The sequence below is a fragment of the Arcobacter sp. LA11 genome, assembly GCF_001895145.1.
Taxonomy (GTDB): domain Bacteria; phylum Campylobacterota; class Campylobacteria; order Campylobacterales; family Arcobacteraceae; genus Halarcobacter.
Map to the genome: position 1 here is coordinate 1 of NZ_BDIR01000018.1, position 23937 is coordinate 23937.

General features: G+C 27.0%; 18 protein-coding genes. 5 read left to right on the forward strand and 13 right to left on the reverse strand.

The window, feature by feature from the left end; genetic code table 11:
- The 3 genes from BT997_RS13955 to BT997_RS13965 all read left to right on the forward strand — a co-directional run.
- A partial coding sequence (locus BT997_RS13955; RefSeq protein ID WP_072682552.1) for a transglutaminase-like cysteine peptidase occupies nt 1–570 on the forward strand: 570 nt, incomplete at its 5' end.
- 12 nt (nt 571–582) lie between these two features.
- Complete coding sequence (locus BT997_RS13960; protein WP_072682553.1) at nt 583–2814, forward strand: LapD/MoxY N-terminal periplasmic domain-containing protein; 2232 nt, start codon at nt 583–585, stop codon at nt 2812–2814.
- Nucleotides 2815–2895: 81 nt separating this feature from the next.
- The gene (locus BT997_RS13965; RefSeq protein ID WP_072682554.1) at nt 2896–5985 is read left to right on the forward strand and encodes an efflux RND transporter permease subunit; all 3090 of its coding nucleotides are present in this window, start codon (nt 2896–2898) and stop codon (nt 5983–5985) included.
- Here the strand turns inward: BT997_RS13965 and BT997_RS13970 are convergent.
- From BT997_RS13970 to BT997_RS13980, 3 genes are all read right to left on the reverse strand, one after another.
- Entirely contained in the window at nt 5982–6740 is a 759-nt protein-coding gene (locus BT997_RS13970) for a hypothetical protein (protein WP_072682555.1), read from the reverse strand. The genes BT997_RS13965 and BT997_RS13970 overlap by 4 nt on opposite strands.
- Nucleotides 6741–6781: 41 nt before the next feature.
- Entirely contained in the window at nt 6782–9400 is a 2619-nt protein-coding gene (locus BT997_RS13975; protein WP_072682556.1) for a valine--tRNA ligase, read from the reverse strand.
- A gap of 106 nt (nt 9401–9506) precedes the next feature.
- On the reverse strand, nt 9507–9950 hold the full coding sequence (locus tag BT997_RS13980) for a hypothetical protein (RefSeq protein WP_072682557.1): 444 nt from the start codon (nt 9948–9950) through the stop codon (nt 9507–9509).
- A gap of 207 nt (nt 9951–10157) precedes the next feature.
- On the opposite strand from BT997_RS13980, the gene BT997_RS13985 reads away from it, so the two are divergent.
- On the forward strand, nt 10158–11699 hold the full coding sequence (locus BT997_RS13985; protein WP_174247252.1) for a histidine phosphatase family protein: 1542 nt from the start codon (nt 10158–10160) through the stop codon (nt 11697–11699).
- On the opposite strand, the gene BT997_RS13990 is transcribed toward BT997_RS13985, so the two are convergent.
- The 6 genes from BT997_RS13990 to tpx all read right to left on the reverse strand — a co-directional run bounded on the left by BT997_RS13990 (nt 11696) and on the right by tpx (nt 18294).
- On the reverse strand, nt 11696–13744 hold the full coding sequence (locus BT997_RS13990) for an ATP-dependent helicase (RefSeq protein ID WP_072682559.1): 2049 nt from the start codon (nt 13742–13744) through the stop codon (nt 11696–11698). The genes BT997_RS13985 and BT997_RS13990 overlap by 4 nt on opposite strands.
- 484 nt (nt 13745–14228) lie before the next feature.
- The gene (locus BT997_RS13995; protein WP_072682560.1) at nt 14229–14783 is read right to left on the reverse strand and encodes a sulfite oxidase heme-binding subunit YedZ; all 555 of its coding nucleotides are present in this window, start codon (nt 14781–14783) and stop codon (nt 14229–14231) included.
- Between the two features lie 9 nt (nt 14784–14792).
- Entirely contained in the window at nt 14793–15752 is a 960-nt protein-coding gene (gene msrP, locus BT997_RS14000) for a protein-methionine-sulfoxide reductase catalytic subunit MsrP (RefSeq protein ID WP_072682561.1), read from the reverse strand.
- Nucleotides 15753–15818: 66 nt separating this feature from the next.
- Complete coding sequence (locus BT997_RS14005; protein ID WP_072682562.1) at nt 15819–17057, reverse strand: NnrS family protein; 1239 nt, start codon at nt 17055–17057, stop codon at nt 15819–15821.
- 92 nt (nt 17058–17149) lie between these two features.
- Entirely contained in the window at nt 17150–17686 is a 537-nt protein-coding gene (gene prx-suh / locus BT997_RS14010; RefSeq protein WP_072682563.1) for a thiol peroxidase Prx-SUH, read from the reverse strand.
- Between the two features lie 119 nt (nt 17687–17805).
- On the reverse strand, nt 17806–18294 hold the full coding sequence (gene tpx / locus BT997_RS14015; protein WP_072682564.1) for a thiol peroxidase: 489 nt from the start codon (nt 18292–18294) through the stop codon (nt 17806–17808).
- A 194-nt stretch (nt 18295–18488) separates the two neighbouring features.
- On the opposite strand from tpx, the gene BT997_RS14020 reads away from it, so the two are divergent.
- The gene (locus BT997_RS14020) at nt 18489–20741 is read left to right on the forward strand and encodes an ABC transporter substrate-binding protein (RefSeq protein ID WP_072682565.1); all 2253 of its coding nucleotides are present in this window, start codon (nt 18489–18491) and stop codon (nt 20739–20741) included.
- Between the two features lie 3 nt (nt 20742–20744).
- Here the strand turns inward: BT997_RS14020 and BT997_RS14025 are convergent, their stop codons facing one another.
- The 4 genes from BT997_RS14025 to BT997_RS14040 are packed head-to-tail and all read right to left on the reverse strand — an operon-like array spanning nt 20745 to nt 23937.
- Entirely contained in the window at nt 20745–21578 is an 834-nt protein-coding gene (locus BT997_RS14025; protein WP_072682566.1) for a S1 RNA-binding domain-containing protein, read from the reverse strand.
- On the reverse strand, nt 21575–22372 hold the full coding sequence (locus BT997_RS14030) for a metal ABC transporter permease (protein ID WP_072682567.1): 798 nt from the start codon (nt 22370–22372) through the stop codon (nt 21575–21577). Before BT997_RS14030 ends, BT997_RS14025 begins: the two co-directional genes overlap by 4 nt.
- A gap of 6 nt (nt 22373–22378) precedes the next feature.
- On the reverse strand, nt 22379–23125 hold the full coding sequence (locus tag BT997_RS14035; protein WP_072682568.1) for a metal ABC transporter ATP-binding protein: 747 nt from the start codon (nt 23123–23125) through the stop codon (nt 22379–22381).
- A gap of 47 nt (nt 23126–23172) precedes the next feature.
- Nucleotides 23173–23937 (reverse strand): ElyC/SanA/YdcF family protein, encoded by a 765-nt coding sequence (locus tag BT997_RS14040; protein WP_083568767.1) that lies wholly within the window; start codon nt 23935–23937, stop codon nt 23173–23175.

Below are 23937 nucleotides of genomic sequence, written 5' to 3' on the forward strand. Positions count from 1 at the left end.
CTCTCTCAAAAGAAACTAAATTCTATAAATTCTAAATATGGTGAAAAAGCTAAAAAAAGAGCTATCATATGGGATAAAGTTATGCAAAATGCAAAAGGAAAAGATACTCTTCATAAACTAAAAGCAGTAAATGATTTTTGGAATAAGATAAAATATCGAAGAGATAAAGCCCATTGGGGTAAAAAAGATTATTGGGCTGCACCTTTTGAATTTTTGGGTACAGGAGCTGGTGATTGTGAAGATTATGCAATTGCAAAATACTTTAGTTTAAGAAAATTAGGAATTCCAGAAAAAAAGCTTAGAATTACATATGTAAAATTTTTAAGAAAAAGAACAAAATATGAAGAAGCACATATGGTATTAACTTATTATCATAAACCAGGTGCAACACCAATTGTATTAGATAACATTAATAAAAAACTAAAGTTAGCAAGTAAAAGAAAAGATTTAAGACCAGTATATAGTTTTAATGCTAGTGGGTTATGGCAAGCTAAAAATAAAGGTAAAACATCTTTAAGAGTAGGTAAAAATAACTTACGAAACTGGAAATCTTTAATGAATAGAATTTAAAAGGGGAATAATATGTCTTTATCAAAACAACTGTATTTAATCATTGCAATTATATTTTTTATAATCTTTAGTGGAAACTTTATAATAAGTGTAAAGAATACTAAAGAATATTTAGAAATAGAATCAGCTACAAAAGCTCAAGATACGGCAACTTCATTAGGCTTAAGTCTAAAACCTCTTATAAAAGATAAAGAAGACCCTGAAATTGAGTCAATCATACGTGCCATCTCAAATAGCGGCTTTTATAAAGAAGTTAGACTTGAAGATGCAGATTTTACAATTACAAAAAAAGAACTAATTGGCGCAAGTACTGAACTTGATGATTCAAATTGGACTATTAGCCAGATTTCTGTTGAACCTAAATATGGACATGTTGAGAAAGTTCAATCAGATGCAAATATGAATGAACAACTTTTAAAATTAGAAAATGAAGAAGACTTAGGATTTGAAGAGGAAGAAGAAGAGATATTATATAGATATATTCCAAGTGAAATGTATGAAAAAGGCGGTAATATAACTTTTAATTTTACTGCAAATAATGATAAAAATCATATCGATACATTTGCAAACTTAACAATTAACAAAGTATTAGTACAAGAACAAAGAGACGTAAAGTTTGAGTACGTACCAAAATGGTTTATTGATTTAATTCCTATTAGTCTTGATGAAAAATATAGTGAAATATCAAATGGTTGGAATACAACAGCAATCATTTATATAAGCCCAAATCCTGGAGAAGCTTATGCAAAATTATATGAACAAGCTAGAGGTTCTATAATTTATGCAGTTATAGCCTTTATTATTTCAATGATAATTCTATTGATATTTGTTCAATATCTATTAAGACCTCTCAAAAAAATTGAAAAACTTGCAAAAGATATTGCAAAAGGGAAATTTGGAGTTATAGAAGAATTGCCATGGACAACTGAAATAAAAAATGTTGCAATAGCTATGAATGATATGTCAAGAAAAATCGAGGCAATTATAAATAAGCTAAATAATAATTTAGAAACTTTATCAAAAAAATTATCACAAGATGAACTAACAGGACTTAGTTTAAAACCTACCTTAGAAACAGATATGAAAGACATGTTCTTACATAAAAATAAAGGTTATATATTTAGTATAAAAATTGATAATTTAGCAGCTTATGCAAAAAAACATACAAATACTGAGATAAACGATTATATACTGAGTTTTTCAAATGTATTAAAAGATGTTTCAACGGATAAAAAGTTAGAAACAAAAGCATATTTAGAATCAAAAGCATATAGATTTTTTGGTTCAGAGTTTGTTTTGATTGCTAAAAAATGTGATTATGAATGTGCTAAAGATATTTGTTTAAGATTAAAAACAAAATTTGAAGAATTAGCTCTTAATTATAGTCTTAAAGAAGTAGCGCACATAGGAGCTACACCATTTAATCAATTAGGAAGTATCCCTGAAATGCTCCAAGCAGCAAATGAAGCTTATGAAAAAGCTAAATTAATTGGTCCAAATGAATATGTAATAAGAAATTCTAGCGATTCATCAAGAAATATGGATGTATGGAGAGATTTAGTATTTGAAATTATAGATCAATCAAATTTTGATGTAGATTATATTAATGATGCTTATTCTTTAGAAAATGAAGAAAAAAAACTTGTAATGCAAGAAGCCTTTACTACTGCAAAAGATAAAGATAATAATAATATTCCAATAGGAACATTTGTATCTATTGCAGAAAAATACGAAAAAGTAATTGAGTTTGATAAAGCTGTTATTTCAAAAGTTATTAGCCATATTACAATTAATAATATCAAACATGATATTTGTATTAATTTATCTTTAGACTCAATTTCAAATAATGAATTTATACTTTGGTTACAAAAAGAGATTTCTAAAAATAAAAAAATCGCTCAACAATTAGTCTTTTCAATTACTGCATACTCAGCAGCAAAAGATATTACTATATTTAAAAACTTTTGTGATTATATACAAAGTTGTGGTTCAAAAACTATTATAAAAAGATTTGAAACAAAATTTATACCAACAGAAAATCTAAGAGACTTCAATCTTGATTATATAAGACTAGCGAGGGATTATACTTGTAGTGTATGTCAAGATAAAGCTAAAAAAGAGTTCATTGAATCTATTAATGATTTAGCTCATCTTTTAAATATAAAAGTAATTGCAGAAAATGTAAAAGACAATGAAGATTATGAAGTAATTAAAAAATTCAAATTATATGGAGCTAGTAGATAATCTACAGCTTCATTAACTTCTATATTAATACAAGGTTAATAATCCTATATTATAATTCTTTTTTTACTTATAAGGATAAGAATGTTTGAAAAATTTTTAAGATTTTTTGTAACTAACTCAAGAATGAATTATACTTTATTTGTGTTAGTTTTTGCGATTGGAATTTGGTCTTATATTAATACCGCAAAAGAAATATTTCCTAGTTTTGAACTTGACATGATTTCAATTAAAGGCTCATACAGTGGTGCAAGTGTTGATATACTTGACAAGATGGCTGTTAATGAGATTGAAGATAATATTAAAAATATTGATAGTGTAGATACAATATCTACAATTATAAGTCCAGGTAGTTTTACTATTGTCTTAGAATTAAAAAAAGGTAAAGATAAATATAACGAAGCAAATAAAATAAAAGATGCTATTACACTTGTAAAATCAAATTTACCCTCGGATATGGATGAACCAACAGTTAATGCACTTGAACGTTCAAGGTCTTTAATTGATGTATCTTTAACATCCAAAAAATATACTACAGATGAACTAAAACCCTTTGCAGACAAATTAAAAAGTAAACTTCTATCAATAAATGGAATAAATGACATCACGATATTTGGAGACTCAGATAAATATTTTGAAATTTTATTAAATGATAAAAAAATTGAAGCCCTAGATTTAAACAAAAATGACATTTTTAATGCAATATCCACATTATCATATATTTTCCCAGTTGGGAAAATTGAAGGTAATAGTAAACACTATTATATATCAACTTATAATGGAGCAAAAACATCCCAAGCTTTTGCAAATACCCTTATTAGAATAAACAATCAAAATGTATATCTAAAAGATATTGCATATGTATCAAAGAGATATGAAGACTCCTCTACTCTTTATTCATTTAATGGGGAAAATGCACTATCTTTAGCAATAGAACAAAGTGATACCGCTGATGCAATAAAAGTTGCACAACAAATAAATGAAATTTTACCAGAGATAAACAAAACAAATAAAGATATCACAATTACTATTGCTGATGACAACAGTGAAAGAATCTTAGATAGATTAAATATCGTTGTATCAAATATTTTACTTGGAATTATTTTAATCACTATACTAGTAATGATTTTAATAAACTTTAGGATGTCAATCATTATTGCAATTGGTATTCCTACATCTTTTGTAATTGCAGCAATTTATATGTACTTATCTGGTTATACAATAAATATGATATCTCTTGTTGGAGTATTGATTGCAATTGGTATTGTTGTTGATGATGCTATTGTAGTAAGTGAAAATATTCAACAATATATTGAAGAGGGTTACCCTCCAAAAGAAGCTGCTGTATTGGGTGCTAAAGAGATGGTTAAACCAGTTACTGTAGCATCTATTACAACACTATTTTCTTTCCTTCCTGTATTGATGATAAGTGGAACAATGGGTGAAGTTATGAAATTAATACCTATTGCCTTAAGTGCACTTGTAGTTGCATCTTTAATTGAATCATTTGTATTTCTACCTATACACGCAGCCCATACTTTAAAAAATAAAGCAAAAGTAACTTCATGGGAAAGAGCAAATAGAATTTATAGTTCTATTATTCATTTCTTTATGAATTGGAAAAAAACATTTTTAATAATATTTGTAATTCTTGTTCCAATAGCAACATATACAGCAATTAAAACTTCAAAATTTCAACTATTTCCAAAATTTGATGCAACAGATGTAAAAATTTCTATGAAAGCAGATAAAAATACAAAACTTGAAGACGCATTTAAAATTGTTCAAGCAATTGAAGCAGATATGATAAAAAATAAAGATAAATTTTTTATAAGAAGTATAGATTCTGTTGCTGGATATAGAAAGGATACCGGTAATAATACTGAAAGATTCCCTTATGTTATGTATATGACAGTTGAACTACAGAAATTAAAAGCTGCAAACTTTTTAGATAGGTATGTAACGCCTTATCTTAGTTTTTATTATGATAAAGAAGGAAGAACGAGAACTGAGAAATCAAAAGTAATTGCAAAAAAACTTAACAAATTTATTAAAGAAAGAAACTATAAAGAAAAATACAATTTAGATGAAATTTCTGTATTAGAAAGAAAAGTTGGTCCAGTAAAAGCAGATATAAAAATTGGTCTTGTTTCAAATGATAATGAAAAAGTTATCTCGGCAATACAATCCCTTCAAAAAGAACTAAATGAAATAAAAGGTATTAAATCTGCATCAAACTCACTAAAATTTGGAATTGATGAAATAAAATTAAAAATAAATTCGTATGGAGAACAACTAGGAATAGATGAAGCATTTATAGGTTCATACCTTTCAAATATGTATCTTTCAAAAAAGAAAGGTGTTACTTTTGATGCAACTGATATGTTAGATATAAAGATAGAAAGTATAAATAAAGATGATTTTGAAAGTTTTAAGAACTTAGAAATTCCATTAATAGATGGAACATTTATTGCCTTAAATCAAATAGCTGATTTTAAAACTATAAAAGGTTTTGAACAACTTTTAAAAGATAATGCAGAGAAAAACTTTTACGTCTTTGCAAATGTAGATCCAGATATTATAACAGCAACTGAAGTACTAGAAAAGCTAAACCCATCGCTAGAAAGAATTAAACAAGATGGAATTAAACTTGTGTTCAAAGGAGAAGCAGAAAAAAACAAGTCTCTTAAAAATGATCTTATATTAGCTTCTGCTCTTGCAATTATTCTTATCATGTTAGCTATGTTGTATTTATTTAACTCTTTTAGAGAAACTTTTATTTTAATGAGTGTTATTCCATTTTCATTATTAGGAGTATTAATTGGTCATAAAATAATGGGATTAAATTTATCAATGCCTTCAATGATTGGAGCTTTAGGACTTGCTGGAGTTGTTATAAATGATGGTATTATTATGATGACATATCTTAAAAAAGCAAAAAGTTTAAATGATGTTTTTAATCAAGCTACAAAAAGATTTAGACCAATTATACTAACAACAATTACAACTTTAATAGGTATGAGTTCTTTAATTTTCTTCCCAACAGGACAAGCTGTTATTTTTCAACCAATTGCGATAGGACTTGGGTTTGGACTTTTATGGGGAACGGTACTTAACCTTATCTATTTACCAGTACTATATTCAATTTCGCATAAATTAAAAGGAAACACCTAAAGAAATAGGAACATCGCTTTTACAGTTAACTCTTTAGGCTCTTCTCCAAGAGCTGTTAAAGAGTTTTCTACATTATCAATCATTTGTGTTAACAAAATTTCAAATGAAAAGTTTGAATGATCAAAAACACTCTCTTTATTTTCTTTAATAAATTTTAATTCAGCTATTTTTTCATATGATATTTGTTCATTGTCTTTGCTCTTTTTAGCCAACTCTATCTGCCAATTATTCTGCCATGTTAAAAATAAATAGTTTCCAAAAACATCTTTATCAACTTTTAATTTCCATTTTAAAATTTGTAAATTCTTATGTAGCTTACCTAATTTTTCTTTATCATATTCTAGAGCTATAACTCTATGACCTTTATCTAGTTCATAAGAATCATATATTAAATAATAAAGTCCTAAAATTAAATAATCATTTCTTGACACTATATTATCTTTGCTAAATGCAATTTGTAAATAATCTTTATAATTTGATAAAGTGCTCTTTTTATATTTCAATAAAAAATCTTTTTCTAAGTCATTAATTAATCTATATATTCGTGGTGATAAATTTTTACTATAAGATTGAGGATTTCGCTTATCTAGCTTTTCTTTAAAAGATAAAAGATGTTTTTGTATTTTTTTATAATCTTTTTTTATAATATTTGCAGAGTTACTTTGAAAAGCATCTTTCACATCTTCTTGTTTTGGCATGCATCCACTAAAAAACAATACTAAAATACATAATGATAAAACCTTTATACTATTCATTTTTTAGTTTGCCTTGATGTAATTATTTAAACTAAAAGCTATTATGAAATAGCTTTTAATTCGTTTTCAATTTTTTCTAATTTATTTCTAGCTTCTTCTAAAGCTTTTTTATTCTCAAGAACCACAGATTCAGGAGCATTTGCTACGAATCTTTCATTTGAAAGCATCCCATTTAATTTATTTACTTCTTTTTCTGTTTTCTCTTTTTGTTTAGTTAATTTATCAATAATTGGACTCATATCAATTTCACTTGTTGGTAAATAAACTTCTAGGTTATCAGATACATCTGTAATTGAGTTTTCAACTTTTGATTTTACAAATTCTATATCTGTAACTTTTGCAAGTTTTTCAATAAATGGTTTAGCAACAGTTGTATCAATCTGTTTATCTAATTTAATATATGCTTTGGCAATTTTAGAGTTACCCATATCAATGACTACTTTAGCACGTCTAAGTGCTGTAATTGCTTCTTCAATGATTTCAAACATCGCTTCAATATCTTCATCTTTAGCTATTTCTTTAGGGAAGTTGCAAACCATTAAGGAATCAGCACCATCTTCTATTGAAGAACCTGATAATTTGTGATATAAATAATCAGAAATAAATGGCATAAAAGGAGAAACCATTTTTAATGTCTCTTTGAAAATTGCACCTAATTCAGAGATTGATTCTTTTGAAGCTTTAGAGTACTCAATACCCCAATCACAAAACTCTGTCCATACAAATTTATATAAAATTGATGCAGACTCATTAAACTTAAAAGCTTCAAGAGTACTTCTTACATCCTCAACAGCGTGAGAAAGTCTAGATTGCATATACTTTCCAAGTGGAGTTTTAATTTCTATATCTTTTAAATCAGCAAATGTATCAACATTTAATGTTAAGAAATTAGAGGCATTATATAATTTATTTGTAAAGTTTCTAAACTGCTCTAAGTTTTTAGCACCAAGTTTAATATCTCTTCCTTGAACCGCTAAATAAGCCAATGTAAATCTGATAATATCAGCTGAATGCTCTTCAACCATATCAAGAGGGTCAATTACATTACCTTTTGATTTAGACATTTTAGCACCATGTTCATCACGTACTAGTGCATGCATATAAATGTCTTTAAAAGGTAGTTCTCCTTGGAAATGATCACCCATCATCATCATTCTAGCAACCCAGAAGAACATAATGTCAAACCCAGTAATTAAAAGTGAATTTGGATAAAAGTCTTTCATATCTTGAACTTCATCATATAACTCTTGAAGTTGACCATTATTTCCCCAACCTAATGGTGACATTGCCCATAGTGCAGATGAAAACCAAGTATCAAGAACATCTGGATCTTGAATTATATTTTTAGAAGAACATTTAGGACAAGCTTCTGGTTCATCAGCTTTATCAGCCCATTGATGATTACAATCATTACACGTGAATACTGGAATTCTATGTCCCCACCATAATTGTCTAGAAATACACCATGGTCTTAATTCATCCATCCATGCAGTATATGAATTAATCCAATGTTGTGGATGGAAATTATTATGTGCTTTTGTTTTATCAATAGAAGATTTTGCTATTTTTTCAGATAAGAACCATTGCTGAGAAATAAACGGTTCAACAATATTTTTACATCTATAACAATGCCCTACTTGGTGAATATGGTCTTCGATTTTAACAATATATCCTGCATTTTCTAAAGCTTTTACAATAACTGGTCTAGCTTCAAGTCTTTCAAGCCCTGCAAACTCTCCACAGTATTCATTTAAAATACCTTTTTCATCAAACACTTTGATAAATTCTAAATCGTGTCTTTTACCCACTTCGTAGTCATTTTGGTCATGTGCAGGAGTAACCTTTACAATACCTGTTCCAAACTCCATATCAACATGAGAATCAGTAATAACCTTAATAGTTCTATCTGTTAATGGTAATAATACTTCTTTTCCAATAATATCTGTGTATCTAGAATCATCAGGATGAACCATAATAGCTGTATCCCCAAAGTATGTTTCAGGTCTTGTAGTAGCTACTTGTAATTCTCCTGAACCATCAGCAAACTTATAAATCATATGATAAAATTTACCATTAATCTCTTCATGTTCAACTTCAATATCAGATAATGCACCATCATGTGTACACCAGTTAACCATATAATTATTCTGAGTAATATGACCATCATTATATAAAGATATAAATGCTTCTTTTACAGCCTCTTTAAGACCAGAATCCATTGTAAATCTTTCTCTTTTCCAAGCGGGAGTAACTCCTAGTTTTCTCATTTGATGAACAATATTCCCACCTGAAGTCTCTTTTTGTAACCATGCTCTTTCTAGAAATTTTTCTCTTCCAATTTCTTCTTTTGTAGTACCTTCAGCTAAAAGTTGTTTTTCAACAACATTTTGAGTTGCAATACCAGCATGGTCAGTTCCAGGTTGCCAAAGAGTTTTAAACCCGTCCATTCTTTTGTATCTAGTAATAATATCTTGTAATGTAAATGTAAGTGCATGACCTATATGTAAGCTACCTGTTACATTAGGTGGTGGCATCATAATTGAAAAGTTCTTACCCTCTTCTTGAATAGATTTGTTTCCATCAATTTCAAAATAACCTCTATCTTCACAGATTTTATAATAGTTATCTTCTACTTTTGATGGTTCGTATTTCTCACTCATTTAAATTCCTATATGTTGATTATCATCGTGTGTTTTGTTAAATATCCGCGATTATATCTAAATGTTGTTTTATATAAGATAATGATTAAAGAAATAGCTTAGAAAACTAAAACTTATAATGATTGAGATTAAAAAAAGACACTTTTGAATAGCTATTAACTTCTAATTCAATTATACTTTTTTTTGCTAACAAAACATCTAAGAATCCTACTAGCTTTTTAATATTGTCATTAATATTTTCTAAGTATTCTTCTAAATGAAAAATTTCGTTATCAGGTTCTATTTGTTTTAAAAGAAAAGATTTTATTAAATTACTTCTATCTCTTTTCGTAATAAAATCAATTTGATTGTGTAAACTTTTCTTTTTTTCTTTTTCATATTTAATTTGTTCTTCTGTTTGACTTTGTCTGATTCTCTCTTGACTTAAGATTCTTTCTATTTCATCAATTGCATAATCTACCTCACTTAAACTATCCTCGTCTTTTGTGAAACTAGAATTAACATCTTCTGAAATTATATTACTTACTTTTGAAATAGAATTTGAGTTCATTTTATACCTTTTGTACTTTTTTTATATAAAAACAATAACATACTAGTGTCACAGTTAGCGTCACAGTTTTTATTTTTTTTGTATAAAAAAAGTACAAATTTCACTTGAAATTAAGTCTTCAATCAGATATAATCATTCCAATTATAAAAATGGAAAATAATAAAATATATGAAAAAAATAAATAAAAATCTTTTAAGCAATCTTTATATGATTAGACATGGAGAATCAACATGTAATACATTCAACCGCCTTGCTGGTAAAATCGATGTTCCATTGACTTATCTTGGTAAAAGACAAGCACTTGAAGGTTCAAAGAAATGTAAAGACTTAGTATTTGACAAGATATATGTATCCCCACTTCAAAGAGCATTTGAAACTGCAAATATAGTATTAAATAACCATTCTATTAGTAAAAAAAACTTTTATGTTGATAGTAGGTTAAAAGAAAGAGACTTTGGAGATTTCACATTAGAGAACAAGTCTATTTTACAAAAAATACATGGAATAAAAGAATATGAAAAAGCAGTAAACTTAGATAGTCAAAAAATGAAAAGAGGAGAAACCTATCAAGAATTCTCTGGTCGTGTAATAGATTTCTTCTATAAAGAAATTGTTCCTGCTTTAGAAGCAGGAGACAAGGTCATTGTAATTTCACATAAATACGTAATTGAACTTTTTTGTAACTTAATACTTGAAAAACCAATTGAAAAAAAATTTGATTTAAGACTTCCAAATGCTGAAGTTCTTGAAGCGGATAAATTATTACAATATACAAAACATGAAAATGAAAAAGCTAATATATTTAAAGATTGGTTAGTAATCCATCATCATTGGGTTTTTACAATTAGTTTATTTATAGGATTGATTATGGGTTATTTCCAAATAAAAATTGAAACTGATCCAATAATTTTATTATCTATTTTAATGGTAGCTACAGCAATAACTATGGCTAGAATTAATATAGAAAATTCTATAGAATATATTTACGATAAAAATACCTTGTTCTTAGTGTTTATACGGTATTTAATTCTTCCTTCTATTTTCATATTAACTATCTATTTTTCTACAATTAAATTAAATGAGGTTATTGCTACAACAATTCTGTTCTTATCAGCACCTACAGCAATAATTGCTCTTACTATAAGTAGATCTGTTGGTGGATTTATTATGCCAACACTTTCATTTACAATATTAGCATCAATAGTAAGTCTCATACCATTTACACTAGCGATGTCATTATTTTTTAATAACAATCCATTTTTTGTTTTTTATATATGTTTTTTTGTAACTGGTCTTTCATTACTAATTCCATACCTCTTTATTTTGCAAGCAAGAAAATTAAAACCAATCAGAACTGCTAAAATTGGAGAAAGATATGCATTTTTATCAATACTACTTATTTCTATTTTTATAATTTTAGTTTCGATGAGTCTTGGACCTATTTCATTTGTAAAAATATTAATAGCAACTGCAATTGCAGTTGGGCTAAGAGTTATTGCAGCTATATTTTCCCTTAGTAGTCATATAAATTCGTTAGATACTTATATTTCTATGGCTTATCCAAATATATTTTTAATTATTGTAATAGCTTCAATGATAGGACATTCATTAATAGAAGAAATAGCTATACTTTTTTTACTGCCAATGTTTTTATTATCTATATTTGATAATTGGTACTCAAAGTTTTTTTATATTCAAACAAATGATACTAGATTACATAGTATTTTGAATATTTCAAAAGAGAATTAATTCTCTTCTGAAGTTTTTGCAACTAAACCTGCTTCTTTTAAGAAAGGAGAATGGATAAAATCCATCCTTTTTACTTTATCATATTTTGCATAGCTTAAATAAAGTATATCTTTAGCTCTTGTAACTGCTACATAGAAAAGTCGTCTTTCTTCTTCTAGACTTCCACCTTTGCTCATTAATTTTCTATTAGGGAAACGTCCATCCATAAGGTCTATTACATATACTTCTTTGAACTCTAAACCTTTACTTGCATGAACAGAAAGAAGATTTACGCCATCGCCTTCACTCATTTCACTTCCACCTAAAATCATAGAGTTAACAAACTTTGAGAGATCATGAAAATTTCTAGATAAATTTTTCAAAAGCATCACTTTTCTATTAATCTTAGCTAACGCTTTTGCTTTTTGGATGGCATTTATTGTTCCATCTTTTTGTGTTGCTCTTTTAATTGCTAATGATTCTTTTATCTTAGAATACATCATAGAAGAAGTAATACTTGTAACTAAAGAATCAGGATTTTTCGTACGTCTTAAATGTTTAATTAATAAATAAAAATCATAAATATATTTTGCACCATCAACACTAAGTTTTGGATGTTTTAAAATAGGATTTGATAAAAATGCTTCTTCAAAATTGCAATCTTTAAATTTAGATATTGAACCTAATTCTAGAAAATCATCAAAAAGACCAAGCTGTATATTTTTGACTTTATTAGATTCATATGGATTATTTATATTTGCATCTGGATGGAAAAGTCCTTTGAACATATCTCCTGAACCAAGCTTTATTAATGCATCAAAAATATCTTTTGCAATTGCTTTCCCTATTCCTTTTCCATGTTCTAAAACATGTATAAATGCCATCATATCATTGTGTGAAAGTTGCATTACAAGAACATCTAATACAAACTTTATTTCAACAGAATCGAAAAAAGACATTCCACCTTTTCTCTTAGCAGGAATTCCATACTCACGTAGATTTGCTTCTATTCCATCAGCACTTGAATTATTTCTAAAAATAATTGCTATTTCACTATGAGGAGATGAACTTTTTGATATTAAATCTGAAATATGATGATATTGCTGGAAAAGCTCTGTAAATTCTAAAAGCTTAGGTTTTATAGTAGTATCCGTTCTCATTACTTCAAGATTTTTTTCATAAACTCTTTCATTATGTTCAATTACTTTTGTTGCTAATTCTAATATAGGCCTAGTAGAACGATAGTTTTTCCGTAAAGTAAAAACATTTGCACTATTATATCTAGTTGAAAAAGTAGAAATAATACCAATATCAGAACCATTGAAAGCATAAATACTTTGGTCATAATCACCTACACAAAAAAGCGATTTTGGTTTAAACCCATCTAAAAGCCTTCCTTGTAAAGGATTTGTATCTTGATATTCATCTACTAAAATTTCTTTAAAGTCAAACTCTTTTTCTTTTTGATTTTCCAGCATAATTGTTAATAAATCATCAAAATTTGCATAACCATATTTAATTTTCAATTCATTAAATTCTATTACTACATCTTCATAAATTGCCGTATAAAGTTCATGTGCTGGATTTTTTTCTCTTATCCATTCTCCAAAACCTTCACCATTATTTGAATTTAAAAATAAAGAGTATAAATCATATAAATATCCACCATCATATGGATTGGCTTCATCATCTCTATCATAAAAAACTCTTTTCTCATATAGAGATTTAAATAATGTTTTTAATTCATTAGGTTGTTTTAATGTTATATTCACTTCAAGTTGTTTAAGAAGTTTATATGAAACAGAATGAAAAGTACCCGCCATAATTTGTTTTGCAATATCTTTTCCAAAAAATTTTGCAACTCGTGCTACCATTTCAGCTGCTGCTTTATTTGTAAAAGTTAATAGGAGTATTTCTTCAGGTTTTGTTCCATTATTAATTAGATTTGCAATTCTTCCAACAATAGTTGATGTTTTTCCTGTTCCTGCACTTGCAATAATAAGGTTATATCCCCTATCACAAGTAGCTGCACTTAATTGTTCTTTATTTAAATTGGATAGAGGCATTAATTAATATTCTTTGATAGTTTTTTCATTGGCGAATCTTAACATAAAGATTCTTTTGATTTGTATTAATTTTATAAAAATTAGACAAAAAAAAAGCTCCTTAAAAAAGGAGCTTTCTTACACACAAGGAAACAAATTTGGAAAACTTAAAAATTCGCATTTTTTTAAATTTTGTTAAGAAGCTTCGCATAACTTCTTAATCCATATGATAATTATAATAGACCACTATTAACTAAACCATAATCAAAAGTTAACAAATAATTAATATGAAAAATTTTAGACAAAAAAAAAGCTTCTTTTTCAAGAAGCTTTTTTACACACAAGGAAACAAATTTGGAAAACTTAAAAATTCGCATTTTTTTAAATTTTATTAAGAAGCTTCGCATAACTTCTTAATCCATATGATAATTATAATAGACCACTATTAACTAAACCATAATCAAAAGTTAATGATTAGTTAACTTATCTATAAATTATTTAATAGTTAAGCTCTATTTTTATTAATAATTTGCTGCAACAATTTACAATATGCAATTATTAAAATTGTAACTACATAACCTAACTGTAGTATACTTAAAGACTTTTGAGCCATAATAAAATGTATCGTAATTAAAATAAGTGCTATATAAACAGACTTATGATACTTATTATATTTTCTGAAAAGTTTTTTTGTTGATGTGATTGCCATAAAAATTAAAATAAACAAAGAAATCATTCCTAAATAGATAAATGGTTTATCTAAAGTCTCTTTTACTACAAATGAAAAATCTAATTCTGCATCTAAGATAAAGAAATTCAAAAAATGTAGGAGAGCATAAAAAAACCCAAATAGCCCAAACATTCTTCTATATTTGATTAAATTTATCCATTTTTTTATCAATGATAAAGAAATAGTAGCAAATAGTATTACTGTAGCAGTTGCTCCTGTAACTGTGTAAATATATTTTATAGGATCTTTTACATCTTGAATAATAAACAATTCAAAAGATAAATATCCTAAAGGAATTAACAAAACTATAAATAGTAATACTCTTTTCATAATGAAACCTTATATGAACTTAGTTAAGTCCATTCCTTTATACATATGAGCTACTTCTTTTGAATATCCATTAAACATTTGTGTTTTTTGTTTAAAGAATTTTCCTAAAACCCTTTCTCGCGCTTGTGACCATCTAGGGTGATCAACTTCTGGATTTACATTCGCATAAAATCCATATTCTTTAGGGTTCTCTTTTTTCCAAGAATTTAAAGGTTCTTTATCAACAAATGAAATTTTTGATATTGATTTAATAGATTTAAATCCGTATTTCCAAGGGACTACAAGTCTAATAGGAGCACCATTTTGTTTTGGCATAGAAGAACCATATAATCCAACTGCCATTAAAGTTAAATCATTCATTGCTTCATCCATTCGTAAACCTTCAACATAAGGATAAGAAATAGTTGAAAGAACTCCTCTATTTTGATCAGGGAACATAGCAGGGTCTAATAAAGTTTCAAACCTTACATATTTTGCACCAGATAAAGGTTTTACATATTTAATTAAATCTGCTAAAGTAAAACCAACCCATGGTACAACCATAGACCAACCTTCTACACATCTAAATCTATAAATTCTTTCTTCTAAAGCAAACTTCTTAATTAAATCATCAAAATCTACAGTCATAGGTTTTTCAACTAAACCATCAATTTCAATTTTCCAATTTTCTGTTTTAAGAGTATGTGCAAGGGGTTTTACACCTTCTTTACTTGTTGTGAATTCATAGAAGTTATTATATGAAGTGATTTGATCGTAAGTATTTAAATCTAAATCATTTATATTCTTATCTTTAATATACTGAAGATTAGCAATAGGAATCTGCTCTTTGGCCAAAGCTTCTACAATTGAAGAGCCTGCAATCACTGATGCAGCACCTAATTTTAGAAACGTTCTACGTTTATCAAACAATTCTTTTGAAGTAATCTCACTATCATCTATATGCCAAGATGGTTTTTTAATTATATTCATCACATATCCTTTTACTAATCTTGAATGCATTCTATAGATTTAATGTTAAGGATATGTGTAGAAAGGTTATTTCCCTTTTAAAAGAATAATCAAATATCTAGAAGACCATATAAGTAGGCCTGCAATTAGTAGAAAAGAAGATAGATTTATAAAGAAGATATAATCTAAATTTATATTTGAGCTTAATGATGCAAAAATTCTTAAAAAAGCAATCACTTGCACTGCAATAAAAATAGAAATAGCAAATTTATCCGCATGGGGAGTTTGTCCTGAATGACCTAAGACAACCCTTGTTCCAAATCCAATTAATACAGTTATAAAATATCCAACCGCAATAGTATGGACAACTACTTTTTCAAAAACTATACCTGTATTAAATATTGCACTTAAAGATTCTAAAATTGAGATAAAAAATGCAAAAGGAATCCAATATAAAGAGATAAATAAAACCCACATAATTGCAATAGTATTAAAAACTGGTAATTTCCATTTTATTAATTCTCTAACAAATAATATAAAAAGAGGTACATCTGCAATTATATTTAACTCAACTATTCCAAAACTTAAAATAATAACTTTTAGAACTAGTAAGCCAAATAAAATTTCCATTAAGTTTTTACTTTTATTTATTACATAACCTTGAACTTTCATTGATGTAAAGAAAGGAATCATTCTTTGAGATATAGTAAATATTATTCCAAATATAAACAAATAGAAACCACTATTAATTGCAATTTGTTTTATTTGATATGCATAAGAAAAATCTATTAAAGAAAGAATAAATAAATAATGAGTTACTAAACCTGCACTAAAAAATATAAGAACCCATTTTGTATCATTTTTATCTTTCATAATACTTTTTTTATGTATTAAATATAGTAATCTAAAACTAAAGATTTGTGTCACAAAAAGTATTGGTATAAATAAAAAATGAATATTTAAAGAAAAAAGAAAAGAAAAGAATATGCCAATAGAACATATAAAATAAAACAAAAAGTTTTTCATATAAACTTTTGATTCTATCTCTGCTTGCATTAAAAATCTTGGAAAAACAACAAAAAGAAAACCTAAAAAGAATTGAATAAATACTACAAAAACCATAGTATATGCATGAAAATCTAAAACTGTATTTTCAAGTGTCAAGATATTTGTATAAGAACCTAAAAGTAGACCCATAAATAAAATAAAAAATATAATACCATTTGTAAAAAAAGGTTGGTGAGGTTGTGATGAAAACTTTTTATACCAAACTTGAAATCCATTTTCATTTGGTGTTTGTACGTTTTCTTGATCAGTCGTAAACATATAATCTCCTAATAAAAAAAGGGCTATCTAAAAAGATAACCCTTTATAAATATAATGCAAATTATATCAGAATGTATTAGTCAAAAACTTGATTATTGACAAGTTCCACAACAAGAAGTTGAAGTTGCATCTTTAGCTGCTGCTAATGCACCTTCATAATTTGGTTCTTCTGTAATTTCTGGACAAATTTCTTTATATGTGATAACACCTGAAGCATTAACTACAAATACTGCTCTACAAGTTACACCTGCTAATGGTCCATCAGCAATTAATACACCATAAAATTTTGAGAATGCTTTATTTCTGAAATCACTTGCAACTGTTAAATTTTCAATTCCTTCAGTTGTACAAAATCTTCCCATTGCAAATGGTAAATCCATAGATACTACAGTTACTTCTGCATTTTCAATTTTTGCAGCTTCTTCATTGAACTTTCTTGTTTCAGCAGCACATACAGGAGTGTCTAAAGATGGTACTACTACAATAATCTGAGCTTTACCTTTTTGACCACCTACTTCTACTTCTGATAAATCTTGAGCCACTACTTTTACTACTGGTGCTACTGCACCAACATTTAATTCTGCTCCACTTAAATTTACTACATTACCTTTTAATTTTGTTGTTGCCATTAATATCCTTCAGTTTAATTTTCATGATTATAATAATATTTATCTTAAATTTTTAAATAAAAAAAGGGCGCAACTTAAAAAGTTACACCCTTTAGTAAAAAATAATTAAAATTTATTAATTAGTTAATAGCTGATAAAGCACCTTCATAGTTAGGTTCTTCAGTTATTTCTGGACAAATTTCTTTATATGTAACTACTCCATTTGCATCTGTTACAAATATTGCTCTACAAGTTACACCTGCTAATGGTCCATCAGCAATTAATACACCATATGCATTTGCAAAATCTTTATTTCTAAAATCAGAACCTACTTTTAAATTCTCAATTCCTTCAGTTGTACAAAATCTTCCCATTGCAAACGGTAAATCCATAGAAACTACTACAACTTCTGCATCAGATTTTGCAGCTTCTTCATTGAATTTTCTAGTTTCTGCAGCACATACAGGAGTATCTAGTGATGGTACTACTACGATAACTTGAGCTTTTCCACCTACTTGAACTTCTGATAAATCTTGAGCTACTACATTTACTACAGGTGCTTTATCACCCACATTTACTTCTGTTCCACTTAAATTAACTAGGTTACCTTTAAGATTAGTTGTTGCCATTTTTTCCCTTTTTTTTTAATTGCGAAGATTATAATAAAAGCTTATAAAAGTAGTCTTAATTATAATTTCTAACTTAAATTATATCAAATTCTTTAATTTAATTGACCGAAAATCAATTAATTAAATAACTTTTATTAATATATGTTACATTTTTAAGTAATAACTTTATATAATATCTTAAGTAGGAGCCTACTATGGGGAGTTTAATAAAAATAATTTTTATCTTTTTATTGTTAATAATAAGTTCTTATTCTCAAAATCTTAATAAAGTAACGCTACAACTTCAATGGTTAAACCAGTTCCAATTTGCAGGATATTATATTGCTAAAGAAAAAGGTTTTTATAAAGACCTTGGATTAGAAGTAGAAATATTACCTTACAAAAGCAATACTGATATTTTAAAAAATGTAGTAAGTAAAAAAGTAGATTTTGCAACAGGAAGAACCTCACTTCTTGTTCATAAAAATAATGGTTATGAAATAGTAGCACTAGCTGCTATTTTTCAACAATCACCAGCAGCACTACTTGTAACAAATGATAAAATAAATTCACCCTATGATTTGAAAAATAAAAGAATTATGATTTCAGCAGATGCTATAACTTCAGCTTCATATATGGCAATGCTCTTTAGTGAAGGAGTTATGAGTGAAAGTATACTAATCCAAAAACATAGTTATAACCTTGATGATTTAATAAATGGCAAAACAGATGCTATTGCTTCATATATTTCAAATGAGCCACATAGTCTAAAAAAAAGAGGTGTAAAATATAAATTTTTTCATCCAAAAGATTATGGATTTGATTTTTATGGAGATATACTTTATACATCAAAGCAACTGCTAAAAAATGATCCAAAAACTGTTGAATCCTTTACAAATGCAAGTTTAAAAGGTTGGACTTATGCTTTTGATAATATCAATAAAACTGCAAAAATTATATTTGAAAAATATAATACACAAAATAAAACATTAGATGAACTTATTTTTGAAGGAGAAACATTAAAAAAACTAGCTTATGATAAAAATAAAGAAATAGGTCATATAAGTGAAGAGAAATTTAGTGAAATAGCAAAAGTTTATAGAGTATTAGGTCTTATTAGAAAAGATTATAAATTAGATGATTTTATACATTGTATTCATTGTACAAGAGAACTGAAACTTACAAAAGAAGAGAGTGATTGGTTAGAAAAAAATAAAACAATTAAATTAGGTACAAATAAAGAATGGAATCCTATAGAATTTTTTGATAATAATGGAATATATAGCGGTATCGCAGCAGGTTATTTAAATCTTATAGAAGAAAAACTTGAAATAAAACTACAAGTTGAAGAAAATGCTTACTGGCATGAAATGATTGAAAAAATTAGAAACCAAAAACTTGATATGTTTTTAGCAATTGTTAATACTCCTAATAGAAATAAGTATATGAATTTTACAAATTCTTATCTTCAGTTTCCTACAGTAATAGTTACAAGAGATGATATAGGATATATAAAAAATTTAAAACAATTATCAAATAAAAAAATTGCCGTAGAAAGAAATTTTTATACACATGAACTTATAAAAAAATATAATGAGGAAATAAATCTTATTCCTGTAAATACAACAAAAGAGGCTTTAGAAAAAGTTTATAATGGTTTGGCATATGCTTATATTGGGGCATTACCAAATACAGGACATTTTATAAAAGAATTAAAATATACAAATCTAAAAATAAATGGAGAAGCACCTTTTAAAACAAATCTAAGTTTTTCAACAAGAAAAGACTTAACAATATTAAATTCAATTTTAGAAAAAACTTTAAACTCTATTACTCAAGAAGAACATGATGAAATATATAATAAATGGATTAATATAAAATATGAACCTAGAAGTGACTATAAACTCCTTTCTATTATTTCTATAATTATTCTTCTTATACTTATAGCCTTCTATTATAGAAATAAAAGTTTAAAAACAATAACAGAAACAGATACTCTTACAAAGATTGCAAATAGAAGAAAACTGGACTCTTTCTTAGAAATAGAGATGGAAAGAAGTATTAGAAATAATTTTACATTATCTATTGCAATGATAGATATAGACTTTTTCAAAAAAATTAATGATACTTATGGACATAAAATAGGAGATGAAGTATTAATTAAATTATCACATGTTTTAAATAAACACATAAGAAAATATGATTTAGTTGGACGTTGGGGAGGAGAAGAATTTTTAATTGTATGTCCAAACAGTGATTTAATTCAAATAATATCTCTATGTAAAAAATTACAAGAATTAATTGCAAAAATTAAAATAAAAAAACAAAAAGATATAAATATTACTGTCAGTTGTGGAATAGCCCAATATTCAAAAAATGAAAGTATTGATGATTTTATCTATCGGGCTGATACTGAATTATACAAAGCAAAAAATAATGGTAGAAACTGTATCTATCCTTTAATTTAAACTCTATTTTAATTTTATTTTAGTCTCTTCTAGAACTATTTTATTACTATCAATTAAATTTGTAAGTGAAGCTTTAAAAGCTTTTTTACTCATAGCAAATACATCTTTAATATCTTCGGCATCACTTTTATAAGTAAATCCTAATTCTCCACCATTTTGTTCTAAAATCTCTAAAACTTTTGATGGGTTATCATCACCTTTTTTAGCTCCAAATTTTTGTAAAGAGATATCAATTTTTCCATCTTCTCTAATAAGTTTAATATATGCTCTTTTTTTATCACCTATTTGAATATTTTCAAAAATTTCATTATGGTAAATTAAACCTTCAAACTCATTGTTTACTATAGTTTTAAAACCAAGAGGTGTTTTTGAATATAGAAGGATTTCTACCTCGTCACCAATATTAAGATTTTCAGGCTCTTTACTTAATACAAATTTTTCACTACCTATTAATCTACCTGTTTTATCATCTTCAATTACTTGAATAACTTTTCTATCACCAATATTATAAGTAGTCTTTTGTTTATTTTTAGGAACTAATAAATCTTTTGGTAACCCAATATCTAAAAATGCTCCAAATTGAGCAAAATCTATTACTTCTAATGATGCAAAATCATTTTTCATAGCATAAGGAGTAAGCGTAGTAGAAACTAGTCTATCTTCACTATCTGTATAAATAAATACATCTAACATAGAATCAATTTCCATCTCTTTTGTAACATAACAATTAGGAAGCAAAACTTCTTCTTCATCACCTGCAATTAGATAAATTCCTGGTTCACTAACTCTATTTACTTTTAAAGAGTTTATAACTCCCAATTCAATTTTTTCGTTCATTTTTTTCCTAACAATTTGGCAAGTAGTAGTGTGAAAACACCAACAATAATAATACTAGCCCCTGAACTAATATCATAAAAATATGAAATGATTAAACCAAAGATTGTAAAAAAAGTTGCAATAATTGAACTTATAATCATCATAGACGATAAACATTTAGCATACATCTCAGCTAAATAAGTTGGAATAGTTAATAATGCAATTACAAGAATAAGTCCAACAACTTTTATTGCAGCAACAACGCTAAGTGCTGATAAAATTAATATCAATGTATAAAAAAACTTTATAGATATCCCACGTAAAGATGCAAATTCACTATCATATGAAACGGCTAATATTTGTTTATAAAAAATAACTACAAGACCTATAATTAAAAAATCCAATATTGTTAAATAAATAATATCATTATCTGAAACTGCAATTATAGAACCAAATAAATAACTCATCAAGTCAACATTATAACCAGGAGTTAAATCTACAAAAACTATACCCACCGCCATACCAAATGCCCACATAATACCAATAAGAGAATCTATTCTTTTTCTATTATTCAAAGTTAACATAGCTATTAAAATAGCAGTAATTACAGCAAAAACTGTAGCTCCCAAAAGTACAGGAAGCCCTAAATATATCGCAAGCCCTATTCCACCATATGAACTATGTGCAATACCTCCAGCTAAAAAAGTAATCCTATTTACTACAACTAAAGAACCTATAATTCCAGCTGCAATTGATACTAAGATACCTGCAATCAATGCATTTTGTATAAAATTATACTGTAAGGCTTCTATCATTTTTTGCTACTCATGTGTATGATTACAACATACTTGTTTTTTACCAAGAGCTGATAAAAGCTCAACTTCACACATATGTTCATCTTCATTATCAATTTTTTCATCAATATTTTTTAAATGATGATAAACTAAATTCTTATTTACATGTGCCACATTTTTTGCATAATTTAATAAAACAGAAATATCATGACTTACTACTACAATCGCAATTGATTTATTTAATTCTTTTAAAAGTTCATAAATATCTTTTTGTCCTTTTACATCTATACTAGCAGTTGGTTCATCTAGTAACATAGCTTTTGGATTTGCACAAAGAGCACGTGCTATAAAAACTCTCTGTCTTTGTCCTCCACTTAAATCCCCAATTTTACTATTTGCATGATTTTCCATACTAACTTGTTCTAAAGAAGACATAGCACAAGCAATATCTTCTTTACTGTAACCAAATAGTTGTTTTTTATTTCCTATATGTCCCATAAGAACAATTTCAAGGGCAGTTATGGGAAAATCTATATTTAAATTTGTATTTTGAGGAACATAACCAATAGAGTCATTTTTTAGATGTTTTATAATCTTTCCATCTTTAGTCTTTAACAATCCTAATATAAGTTTTAATAGTGTAGATTTTCCTCCACCATTTGGACCAATAATTGCTAAAAAATCATTTTTTAATATATCTAAGTTAATATTTTCTAAGACATTTTGTCTATCATATTGAAAAGATAAATTTTTAAGCTCTAAAATTTTATTCATTTAATAATTCACACCTCATAAAATGCGAATTATACTATAATGAATTATCAATTTACATAAAACCTTATTTTCTCAATAATATCATGCCATAAAGTTCCAATATATTCATGCATTGCAATCTCTGTTTTTCTAATTTCTTTACCTCTTGGTTCTCGTAAATAATCTCCATCTTCTTTTGAAAGATAATCAGTAGGTGCTGCAATTGGATTTAAACCTGCACCTTTAAAAATTTTCATTGCTCTTGGCATATGAAAAGCAGAGGTTACTAAAATAAAGTTATTCTTTTCTACAGTTTTTTTAACATACAAAGCCTCTTCAGCAGTATCTTTTGCCTCCTCTTGAGTTATTATGTCTTCAGGGATGACACCCAAAGATATAGCTACTTTTTTTGCAACTAAAGCATGAGGGACAGAATCTGAACCTTCATAACCTGAAAGTATAAGTTTTGCATTTTCTAAATTTCTATATATTCTAATACCTTCATTAAGCCTCATAAGTGCAGTGGTTGAAAGTTGAGATAAATTAGAAATTTCTTTATTTGTAACATGTCCTGAACCTAAAACTAATACATACTTTACATTTGGATCAATTTTTATATACGATTTGTATTGATTTTCTAAAGGTTGAATAAGATAATTTGAAAAAGGTGAATAACCTATTAACGCAAGCCATAAAAAAGAAATTATTAAAAAAGTTTTAGCTCTTTTATAATTCTTATTTAATAAAAAAATCAAACCTAAAAAAAGAAGTATTAATCCTAAAGACATAGGCATCAAAAAAATTGAAATAAATTTTTTAACAGTAAAAAGCAA